Origin of the sequence: Kaistella sp. (genome assembly GCF_049588135.1) — a bacterium.
Lineage (GTDB): Bacteria > Bacteroidota > Bacteroidia > Flavobacteriales > Weeksellaceae > Kaistella.
The window spans coordinates 1-7,961 of record NZ_JBAVFG010000145.1; the positions used below are offsets into that span (position 1 = coordinate 1).

General features: G+C 36.3%; 6 protein-coding genes and 3 tRNA genes. 2 read left to right on the forward strand and 7 right to left on the reverse strand.

Annotated elements, in window-relative coordinates:
• Positions 1 to 60: 60 nt before the first annotated feature.
• The 3 genes from gdhA to WBY99_RS08470 form a co-directional block, all read right to left on the reverse strand.
• Positions 61 to 1,419, reverse strand: a complete 1,359-nt coding sequence (gdhA, locus tag WBY99_RS08460) for an NADP-specific glutamate dehydrogenase (protein ID WP_423975895.1) — start codon at positions 1,417 to 1,419, stop codon at positions 61 to 63.
• 185 nt (positions 1,420 to 1,604) lie between these two features.
• Positions 1,605 to 2,714: a DNA-processing protein DprA gene (dprA, locus tag WBY99_RS08465; RefSeq protein WP_423975896.1), complete on the reverse strand. Its 1,110-nt coding sequence runs from the start codon at positions 2,712 to 2,714 to the stop codon at positions 1,605 to 1,607.
• Between the two features lie 28 nt (positions 2,715 to 2,742).
• On the reverse strand, positions 2,743 to 3,513 hold the full coding sequence (locus tag WBY99_RS08470) for a rhomboid family intramembrane serine protease (protein WP_423975897.1): 771 nt from the start codon (positions 3,511 to 3,513) through the stop codon (positions 2,743 to 2,745).
• Positions 3,514 to 3,664: 151 nt separating this feature from the next.
• Here WBY99_RS08470 and WBY99_RS08475 point away from each other — a divergent pair, with 151 nt between their 5' ends.
• Together WBY99_RS08475 and WBY99_RS08480 are read left to right on the forward strand one after the other, a co-directional pair.
• The gene (locus WBY99_RS08475; RefSeq protein WP_423975898.1) at positions 3,665 to 4,774 is read left to right on the forward strand and encodes a DUF3078 domain-containing protein; all 1,110 of its coding nucleotides are present in this window, start codon (positions 3,665 to 3,667) and stop codon (positions 4,772 to 4,774) included.
• 60 nt (positions 4,775 to 4,834) lie between these two features.
• Positions 4,835 to 5,701 carry a DUF3078 domain-containing protein gene (locus WBY99_RS08480; RefSeq protein WP_423975899.1) on the forward strand — a complete coding sequence of 289 codons (867 nt, stop codon included), beginning with the start codon at positions 4,835 to 4,837 and terminating at the stop codon, positions 5,699 to 5,701.
• Between the two features lie 82 nt (positions 5,702 to 5,783).
• On the opposite strand, the gene WBY99_RS08485 is transcribed toward WBY99_RS08480, so the two are convergent.
• The 4 genes from WBY99_RS08485 to WBY99_RS08500 form a co-directional block, all read right to left on the reverse strand.
• Positions 5,784 to 7,319 carry a YifB family Mg chelatase-like AAA ATPase gene (locus tag WBY99_RS08485; RefSeq protein ID WP_423975900.1) on the reverse strand — a complete coding sequence of 512 codons (1,536 nt, stop codon included), beginning with the start codon at positions 7,317 to 7,319 and terminating at the stop codon, positions 5,784 to 5,786.
• A gap of 220 nt (positions 7,320 to 7,539) precedes the next feature.
• Positions 7,540 to 7,614 (reverse strand) — tRNA-Val (locus tag WBY99_RS08490).
• 41 nt (positions 7,615 to 7,655) lie between these two features.
• A tRNA-Val gene (locus WBY99_RS08495) sits at positions 7,656 to 7,730 on the reverse strand.
• Positions 7,731 to 7,872: 142 nt separating this feature from the next.
• Positions 7,873 to 7,947 (reverse strand) — tRNA-Val (locus WBY99_RS08500).
• Between the last annotated feature and the right edge of the window lie 14 nt (positions 7,948 to 7,961).

Consider the following 7,961-nt stretch of genomic DNA (forward strand, 5'->3'; position numbering starts at 1 on the left):
TCCCATTTCTCCGGGACAGGTTTTTAAGAAAAAAGCCGAAGTAAAACTTCGGCTTCTGTTTTATACGACACCTTGCGCCAGCATTGCTTCAGCAACTTTCACAAAACCTGCGATATTCGCACCTTTCACATAATTTACGTAACTATCTTCTTCGGTACCATAATCGCGACACGCTTTGTGAATTCCGATCATGATTTCCTTTAATCTTGCATCAACTTCTTCAGATGACCAGTTCAAACGAATTGAGTTTTGGGTCATTTCTAAACCTGAAGTTGCAACACCACCTGCATTCGATGCTTTTCCTGGTGAGAACAAAACCTTGTTATCCAAGAAATAATTAATCGCATCTAAAGTTGAAGGCATATTCGCTGCTTCGGTTACACAGATTACTCCGTTGGCAACTAACATTTGAGCGTCCTCTAAAAATAATTCGTTCTGTGTTGCGGCAGGAATTGCAATATCACATTTTACACTCCATGGACGTTTTCCTGCATAGAATTTTGCACTTGGGAATTTCTTTGCGAAATCTTCAGCTCTGTTATTTCCTGAAGAACGCAGTTGCAATAAGTAATCAACTTTTTCACCAGAAATCCCGTCTTCATCATAAATGTAACCATCAGGTCCTGAAATTGTTACTACTTTTCCGCCTAGCTCATTTACTTTTTTAACAACTCCCCAGGCAACATTTCCAAAACCAGAAACAGCAAAGGTTTTACCTTTAATTTCTTGTCCGATTGTTTTAAGCATTTGCTCACAGAAATATACAACGCCATATCCAGTCGCTTCCGGGCGGATTAATGATCCACCATAAGCCAATCCTTTCCCAGTTAATACGCCAGTAAATTCATTTCTGATTTTTTTATATTGACCAAATAAATAACCTATTTCTCTTGCGCCAACGCCGATGTCTCCAGCAGGAACATCCGTCTCTGGACCAATATATTTGCACATTTCTGTCATGAATGCTTGACAAAAACGCATCACTTCCATATTTGATTTTCCTTGTGGGTCAAAGTCTGAACCTCCTTTTCCGCCACCCATTGGAAGTGTGGTTAAAGAATTTTTGAAGGTTTGCTCGAATGCTAAAAATTTAAGAACAGATAAATTTACGGTTGGATGAAAACGGATTCCTCCTTTATATGGACCAATAGCAGAGTTCATTTGAATTCTAAATCCTCGATTCACCTGAATTTCACCTGCATCATCAACCCATGGTACTCGAAAGATAATGGTTCTTTCTGGTTCTGCCATTCTTTCCAAGAGTTTCATGCCATCGTATTCTTTACGAGTAGCAATGAAAGGAATTACTGTATTGGCGACTTCTTTTACGGCTTGTAAAAATTCTGGCTCGTTTGGATTTTTCGCTTCAATATGTGCGATAAATTCCTGAATTTTTTGCTCAATGTTATACTGTTTCATATGAAGTGAGAATTATTACTAACAAATTTAATTGTTTTTTCAGAACTTTTGAAAAAAGATTTGATTATTAGGAAACTATTAATAAAATCAAACTTTAATTTTATTAAATTCATATAAACAGAGTTAATGATATTAAAAATGAAATATTTATTGGGCTTTAATGGTTTTTGATAAATGTTAAAAAGCTAGATTGCAAGATATTGTCTTCCCGAAAGTGCTTTTAGATATCCCAGAATTTCCAGTTGCAATAAATCGGGTAATATTTTATAAGTCGGTATTTCTAGCTTTTGTGAAATGTCATCTAAAGAAAGCGGAATTTTTTTACTTAATGTAGTAAGGATATTCTGCTGCTGTTCTGGTAGTAATACTTTTATTTCAGAAGTTGGGAAAAGTTCGGCAATCGTTTCGGGATCATTCTGAAAACCCAATTGTTCGATCAATGAGGGAATGGTAGAAATGATAGCAGCTTTGTTTTGGTAAATGAGTTGATTACATCCTTGGCTATATTTTTCATCGATTCTGCCTGGCAAAGCATAGACCTCTCGGTTGTAGTTATTGGCAAAGGTTGCGGTGCTTATCGAGCCTCCGCCAAAAGCGGTTTCTACGACAATTGTTGCGGGAGATAATCCGGCAATAACGCGATTCCTTTGAATGAAATTTTCGCGATCGGGTTTTTGAGAGGAATTGAATTCTGTAAATAACACTCCATTTTCTTCGAGGATTTTCTCCGAAAGTTTCCTGTTTTTCGAAGGATAAAGGGTATGGAAACCATGTGCTAAAACGGCAGCAGTCATGATGCTGTTTTGTATAGAAACAGCATGAACTTCTGCATCAACTCCTAAAGCTAAGCCACTAATAGTGATGGTGTTTTCAGTTTTAATAGCATTTAGAAAGTCTTCAATAAATTGTTTTCCGTAGTTTGAAATATTTCTGGTGCCTACGATGCTCACCGCCTTTTTTGAGTGATCAAAATGCCCTTTTTGATAGAGAACAGCTGGAGCATCTTCGCATTCATTTAAAATTGTTGGTAGATCGCCGAGATGCCGCAGATTGATTTTGATATTATTTTTGTCGCAAAATAAAATTTCTTTCTCTGCGAATTTTAAATGTTCAGGATTTCCGATTTCAATAGCAATTTTTCTCCCGATGCCAAAAATGTTTTGTAATCCTGATTTCGAAAGTTCCCACACTTCTTTCGCAGAACCAACTTCAAGTACTAGTTTTCGGAAAATCACATCTCCGATTAGAGGACAGTGCCGCAGTGCAATAGCGTAAAGAGTTTCTTCGGAATGCATAAGAAAATTTTATCAAAAGTATCAAAAATTATTCGTTTTTGCGAAGTTCATCCAATCGTTCCCATACATTTTCTTTCTTTTTGTAAGGAAGTTCCAAGAAATCTTCTGGATGCTTTTCTTTGTACTCTTGCCAAAGTTTGTCATCTTTTTCACTGTAATAATTGGGGAATTGCCAGATGTATTTTACTTTAGTTTCACCTGATTTTCGGAACATAAATGCCATTAGTATTCCAACGGTTGCACCAGATAAATGCGACTGCCAAGATACTCTGCTTGGTTCTGGTAGTTGAGAAAATAATTCTTCAGGCAAAACACCCCAAATTAAACTGCCATAATACAATGCAACCACCATCGATACCGTTAGAAACTTCATGTTCCACCGAAACACGCCACTGAAAAATAAGAAAAACGCTAAAACATATACTATTCCACTTGCGCCTATGATGCAAACATGATTGAATTCTCCTGTGTAAATATCGATGGGAGGTAAGAGCCAAACTAAAAACCCAGTTAAAATCCAACCCAGAAATAATATTTGTTTTGCGATAAAAGGGTAAAATTGGAACAATAGAAATATTAATACAAAAATAGGAACAGAATTGCCAAAAATATGCTCTAAACTTCCATGAAGAAAAGGAGATAGAAAAATACCTTTTAAACCAGAAGGGTTTAGTGGAATGATTGCACCAGAGCAACCACTAAACCAACCGATGTGCTGCAATAAATACCCCACCCACATCGCAGAAACCATGATGGCTGCGTAAAGCACGGCTTTGAAATTAAGTTGATTTTTGAGCATGGTTTATTTTTTGACAAAACTGCGACCAAAATGGTTATTAAGTAATTATGGCTAAATCTTTTATAAATGTAATTAAAATCAGACAAAAAGTGCGAAAATTGTGGTTGAATGAATTTTTTACATTTATTTGTTTGTCTTAAATTTGCGAACTATGAGAAAATTATTTGCCGTCATTATATCGTTTGTTTCCGTGGCTGTTTTTTCCCAGACCGATAAGCGTGTTTTGGATGAAATCGATTCTATTTCACAAAAGAGATGGAATGCTATTGCACTGGATTTAGACAGTTTGGCTAATCCGAAATTAGAAAAATTTCCTGTCTTTTTTAGGGATACTATTGTTATTAGAAATAGGCAAGAAGTAGCAGTTAAGGATGAGGAAATCCCAGTAACGCCATATAATTTGCTTCAATTAAAAGATCCTATTAAATGGTTTTATTATGGACAGAATAACTTGGTTTTCAATCAATCTTCCTTTTCTAATTGGAATTCTGGAGGGAATAATAATATCGGTATTATTGGGAGAATCAATTATACTTTAAGTTATAAAAACAGAAGACATTTCTTAGATAATAACATACAGATGGGTTATGGTTTTGTGTCTTCCCAAGGAGAATCATCTCGTAAAACAGAAGATTACATTAACCTCATGACCAATTATGGCTATGATATTGGAAAGAATTTTTATTTATCAACGGGGTTTCAGTTTCTGTCTCAGTTTTCTACGGGATATAATTATGCATTAACTCCGAATCCTTCTTTTAAGGATCGAATTTCTGGATTTATGTCACCAGGTTATGTTTATGCTGGGGTCGGGATTTTATACAATCCCAATGAAAATTTCCAAGTGATTTTTAGACCAGTGAATGGGAAGTTTACTTTTGTTACCGATCCTTTGTTGCAGCAAGCTGGTAGATATGGTTTAGAAAAAGACGGTCAATCTGTTAGAGCGGAGATTGGTGCCTTGGTTAATATCGTTTACCGTTTAAAAATTTACAAAGACATCAATTTGGTAAATCAAGTCAATCTATTTAGCAATTATGTTTTTCATGTTGAGAGAGTTGACATTGCTTATAATGGAACCCTTAATTTTAAATTCAATAAATTTATTAATACAACCATAAGTTTAGATTTGCTTTACGATCATGATCAAATGAAGAAACTTCAATTAAAACAAACTTTGGGCGTTGGTTTTTCTTATAATTTCGGTTTCGAAGTTAAAGAAAAAAATAAAAAAATGATTAAGCCTTTCGTTGCAGATTAGGGATTAAATGCATTCTGTTGGAAATAAAATTTGTACTTTTATAGAACAAAAAACAATAACATGAAAAAAATATTTTTAACAGGAGTTTTAATTTCAGGGGTTTTATCAGCACAAAATGTAAAACAGGATTCCTTGAAAAACTGGTCTATACAAGGTCAAAATACGTTAATGCTTAACCAAGCTGCATTTTCTAATTGGATTGGTGGTGGTGCAAATAATGTGGGTTGGATCGCAGGAGTGAATTACAATATGACCTACGAGAAAGGAAAAGATCTGTGGGAAAATGTTGTTATTTTAGGTTTTGGACAAAATAACACCCAAGGTTTGGGCAACAGAAAAACCCAAGACGTTATTAATCTTTCAACCAATTACGGCTACAAAATTCATGATCATTGGTATGCTTCTGCTGGGGCAAGCTTGCTTACCCAGTTCGCTGCAGGTTATGAAGATGGAAATAATCCAGATGCTAAAAAACTTTCGAATTTTATGGCACCCGGATTTGTAAATTTAGGAGCGGGGTTTACGTACAGACCAAATGATAATTTTACCATGACTTTGCGGCCGGCGAATGCCAGATGGACATTTGTTTTGGATAAAGATTTGCAATATGCCGGAAATTATGGTTTGAAAAACAATGGTGATACTTCACTATTTCAATTCGGTTTTTTAGGAACTGCGATTTATAAAGTAAAATTAATGGACAATATTACCTTGATAAATATGGGATCTGTTTTTTCTAATTACCTCGATCATCCAGAACGATTGGTTCTTTCCTACGGCGGAATTCTGAATATGAAAATCAATAAATATATTTCTTCAATGATTACTTTGGATTTGTTATATGATCATAATCAAATTTGGAAAACCCAAATGAAGCAAACTTTAGGAATTGGTTTAGCTTATAATATTGATAACGGAGTAAAATGATTAGAAAATAAATCCAATCCAACTTGGAAATAGCTCTTTTTGTTTCAAAAGCAATCTACCGCTTCGTTTGGAGCGGTATTTTTTATACATTCCAAAATTCGCGGTCTAAACTACGATACTGAATTGCTTCTGAAATATGAGCAGCATTTAATGCTTCTGCTTGTTCCAAATCGGCGATGGTTCTCGAAACTTTTAAAATTCGATCATAAGCTCGTGCAGATAAATTCAGTTTTTCCATTGCTGTTTTGATGAGGGTTTGTGAAGCTTCATCGAGTTCGCAGAATTTTTCAATTTCTCGCGGACCCATTTGTGCATTGTAGTGAATATCAGAATCTTTGTAACGATTACTTTGAAGTTCGCGTGCCATTAAAACCCGTCGTCTGATTTCATCGCTTTGTTCTCCTTTCCTTTTGTCTGCCAGTTGTTCGAACTCTACTTTTTGTACTTCGATATGAATATCAATTCTATCGAGGAGTGGTCCAGAAAGCCTATTCATGTACCGCTGCATTTCGAATTGTGAAGATGTATTGTTGGGGTCGTCCGGAAAAAAGCCACTTGGGCTGGGATTCATACTTGCAACTAACATGAAACTTGCTGGATAGTTCACCGTGAACTTTGCTCGGGAAATGGTAACTTCCCGATCTTCTAAAGGCTGGCGCATTACTTCTAAAACAGTTCTTTTGAATTCTGGCATTTCGTCTAGAAATAAAACCCCATTATGAGCTAAGGAAATTTCGCCCGGTTGAGGATAGCTACCACCACCGACCAATGCAACATCTGAAATGGTGTGATGCGGACTTCTAAACGGACGAACCGTCATCAAAGAAGTTTCTGTTCCAATCTTTCCAGCGACAGAATGTATTTTAGTTGTTTCTAAAGCTTCTCTTAAAGTTAAAGGTGGTAATATTGTGGGAACTCTTTTTGCAAGCATTGTTTTCCCACTTCCTGGCGGTCCGATTAAGATAATATTGTGTCCACCTGCTGCTGCAACTTCCATTGCTCGTTTTGCTGTTTCTTGCCCTTTTACTTCTGAGAAATCATTGGGGAATTGATGGATTTTTTCTTGAAACTCTTTGCGGATATCAATCGTGGTTCGCTCTAGTGGAATTCCAGCATTAAAGAAATCCACAACTTCTTTGATATTGTCAACGCCGTAAACCTCTAATTCACTCACGATGGCGGCTTCTCGAATATTTAGTTTGGGTAAGATGATTCCTTTAAAACCTTCTTCTTTTGCTTTAATGGCAATCGGAAGCACGCCTTTTATCGGCAACAATCCACCATCTAAGGATAATTCACCCATGATGATGTATTTGCTGATTTCTTCGGCGTTGATCTGTTCAGAAGCAGCCAAGATTCCTAAAGCAATACTCAAGTCATAAGCAGAACCTTCTTTGCGCAAATCTGCGGGTGCCATATTGATTGTGACTTTCTTGCCAGGGATTTTAAATCCAATATTTTTCAGTGCTGCCGAAATTCTGTAACTGCTTTCCTTAATCGCATTATCTGGAAGACCTACCAAATGATAGCCAACGCCACCAGTGTCTACATTGACTTCAATAGTAATCGTTTGTGCAGAAACTCCAAAAATAGCACTTCCGTAAATTTTTACTAACATAGCTTGTGTTTAGAGATTAAAATTAACAAATTAATCTTAATCTTTTGAAAAAGAATTGCGCTGATTGTTTTGAAGATAATTGTGCAATTAATAAAAAGCTTTGAATTCCTTTAATTATTGCTGCTAGAATTTATTGGCAGAATACTTTGAATTTTTTTTTCTTGCCCGTAAAAGACATATCAATCAAAAAAAAACTCCTCAATCTCTTGAGAAGTTTTTGTGGGTGGTACTGGGTTCGAACCAGCGACCTCTGCGATGTCAACGCAACGCTCTAAACCAACTGAGCTAACCGCCCGAAATTAAAAAAAACCTCAGAATAAACTAAGGTTTCTTGGGTGGGCCCTGAGGGATTCGAACCCCCGACCCTCTCGGTGTAAACGAGATGCTCTGAACCAACTGAGCTAAGAGCCCGATACCATTTTTTGATTTTTCAAATTTTGGTTTTGCAAATATACACTTTTTTTCTAATCTTCAAAATGATTAATTAAACACAAAGCAACAGAGCTAACTGTATTAAATAAAAAAACCTCAGAATAAACTGAGGTTTCCTGGGTGGGCCCTGAGGGATTCGAACCCCCGACCCTCTCGGTGTAAACGAGATGCTCTGAACCAACTGAGCTAAGAGCCCGATACCATTTTTGA

Coding starts and splice junctions, on each gene's coding strand:
- gdhA (WP_423975895.1), bottom strand. CDS start 1,419: ATGAAACAGTATAACATTGAGCAAAAAATTCAGGAATTTATCGCACAT.
- dprA (WP_423975896.1), bottom strand. CDS start 2,714: ATGCATTCCGAAGAAACTCTTTACGCTATTGCACTGCGGCACTGTCCT.
- WBY99_RS08470 (WP_423975897.1), bottom strand. CDS start 3,513: ATGCTCAAAAATCAACTTAATTTCAAAGCCGTGCTTTACGCAGCCATC.
- WBY99_RS08475 (WP_423975898.1), top strand. CDS start 3,665: ATGAGAAAATTATTTGCCGTCATTATATCGTTTGTTTCCGTGGCTGTT.
- WBY99_RS08480 (WP_423975899.1), top strand. CDS start 4,835: ATGAAAAAAATATTTTTAACAGGAGTTTTAATTTCAGGGGTTTTATCA.
- WBY99_RS08485 (WP_423975900.1), bottom strand. CDS start 7,319: ATGTTAGTAAAAATTTACGGAAGTGCTATTTTTGGAGTTTCTGCACAA.